Source organism: Chryseobacterium sp. BGARF1 (genome assembly GCF_001677955.1).
Taxonomy (GTDB): Bacteria; Bacteroidota; Bacteroidia; order Flavobacteriales; family Weeksellaceae; genus Chryseobacterium.
This window is the reverse complement of record NZ_LELA01000136.1, coordinates 1-1,821: the sequence shown is the minus strand read 5'-3', so window position 1 is coordinate 1,821 and position 1,821 is coordinate 1. Positions and strand designations below refer to the sequence as shown.

General features: G+C 31.9%; 3 protein-coding genes. 1 reads left to right on the top strand and 2 read right to left on the bottom strand.

All coding sequences use genetic code 11. From position 1 onward, the window contains the following. On the top strand, positions 1-250 hold a 250-nt coding region (locus AB671_RS22835; protein ID WP_228391002.1), incomplete at its 5' end, for a hypothetical protein. Positions 251-314: 64 nt separating this feature from the next. Here the strand turns inward: AB671_RS22835 and AB671_RS20355 are convergent. Both AB671_RS20355 and AB671_RS20350 read right to left on the bottom strand, forming a co-directional pair. Then, positions 315-1,085, bottom strand: a complete 771-nt coding sequence (locus AB671_RS20355) for a hypothetical protein (RefSeq protein ID WP_066681571.1) — start codon at positions 1,083-1,085, stop codon at positions 315-317. Positions 1,086-1,112: 27 nt separating this feature from the next. After that, the gene (locus tag AB671_RS20350) at positions 1,113-1,583 is read right to left on the bottom strand and encodes a hypothetical protein (protein WP_066681567.1); all 471 of its coding nucleotides are present in this window, start codon (positions 1,581-1,583) and stop codon (positions 1,113-1,115) included. Positions 1,584-1,821: the final 238 nt, after the last annotated feature.

Here is a 1,821-nt window from a genome sequence, read left to right as displayed (position 1 = left end):
CAGCCGTAAAACTAAATATATCCATCTAACTTATTATATAACAAACAAATATACGAAATTATGGATGATTACGGATATACATATAATTATTTCATTCTTCATTGCCTGTCTGTGTATTCTTCCAAGATATTTTGGTGGGCAAGTCTCTTTTGGTGGACAACTGTCACAGTTTTCGGATGAATTAATTGGGTTGAAACTAGAGGCACTTTTTAAGCCTAAATCAATGACATTTTTATACATGTTTATATAAGATTCAAACAAATTTCCGAAGTCATTGATCTTAAAATTATTGTTTGTATTCATGATATCGTTTCTTAAATGTTATGAGATTTAATAACAAAAGACAAATCTTTATCCCAAAACCTGATGTTTCCGCTATAATCATTTTTTTGATCAGAATTTTCGGGAATTATAAATTCTAAATGTACAAGAGTGCTTTTCCCTGGCGAAAGAATGCTACCAGCCTCTTTTACCTTAATTGAAGCCCAGTCGGTGAGATTTTGTTTTATATTTCCCGTAATTACATTAAGGGTTTGCATGAAATCTTCCGCTTTTCTTTCCCGAAAAGCAAATCCAAATGCTCTGCAAAGTAAATCCATATCCAAAGCAGCAATATGTTTTATTTCAGGGATTTGAAAATCCATATTTCCGGTGTTTGAAAGTGTAAAAACGACCGATTGTTTTGTGTTGGGTGATGTATTTTGTAATGTAAAATGAGTAGGGTTTATCTCAACTTCAATATTGGGTTGTACAATAAGTTTTACTTTTTTTCTTTCACCTCCAATCTCAATATACCGAAGATATTCGCCCGGAGCTGTATTGGGATCAAGGCTTAAATTGACCTGTTGTTGCTTTTTTTCACCCGAAAGGAGTTTCCAGCTGACATTCAGTTCATTTTTGACTCCATCACTTTTATTCTTTTCAGTGAGTGCAATACTTCTGATCTTTACGGTATCATTGAGTTGATTGCTGATCTTTATAAAACCGGTTAAAGAATTGGGAGTTCCATTAAATATGATCTCTTCTTCGCCTTCAATGAAGACATGATCCAACAACGCATCATTGCTTTCTTTAATAAATAGCATGAGAAGTAATTTAAAAGATTAAAAAAATTATTTTCCTTCAGGAAAAGGTCGAGTATCTGCATCGCAGCATTGATCTTGACAATTTTCAGCAGAATTAGGAATATAAGGTTCAGTAATAATCTGGCTTTCACCACTCATACATATATTAAAAACCTCTAGACCCAAAACCTTAAAACATACTGTAGAATAATTGGGAATTCTTACCCTTTGTTTCATTAGATCTTTAATATCTGCAAGTGTAAAACGAGGCAGATTTACAATTTCAAATTTACTGTCAGTAAATACGGGTTGTTTCGCATCTCCTTTAAGCTGAAGTACGTTATCTGTCTTGAGGCCGCCACTCAAGTTGGTTTCAAGCGAACCGGAATGTTGAACATCAAATCCACCGGCCAATTTGGACTCGAAAGAACCGCCAAGATTAGTGTCTAAATCAATATCGAAGGGAGCGGTCGGCTGTAACTTATGGGTATAAGTTGTAGGAATACTAGGAACACTCATGATAAATTAGTTTTAATGTTTAGTATAAAGTTAAGAAAATTATCAATTCAAAACTAATTTATTTTAAATAATTATCAGTAAAACAACGAATTACTTAAATATAAAACAATTTTTATCAATTTTAATTTTCATAAATTCAATAAAAACAAAATTAAATTTAGAATAATCAAACATAATTTGATTATTCTAAATTCGCAAGCATCATTTCGGTTTAAAATATTGTATATGAGTAAATTAT

What these genes read in the sequence shown, in the direction of transcription:
- AB671_RS20355 (WP_066681571.1), bottom strand. Translation starts at nt 1,085, where the DNA reads ATGCTATTTATTAAAGAAAGCAATGATGCGTTGTTGGATCATGTCTTC.
- AB671_RS20350 (WP_066681567.1), bottom strand. Translation starts at nt 1,583, where the DNA reads ATGAGTGTTCCTAGTATTCCTACAACTTATACCCATAAGTTACAGCCG.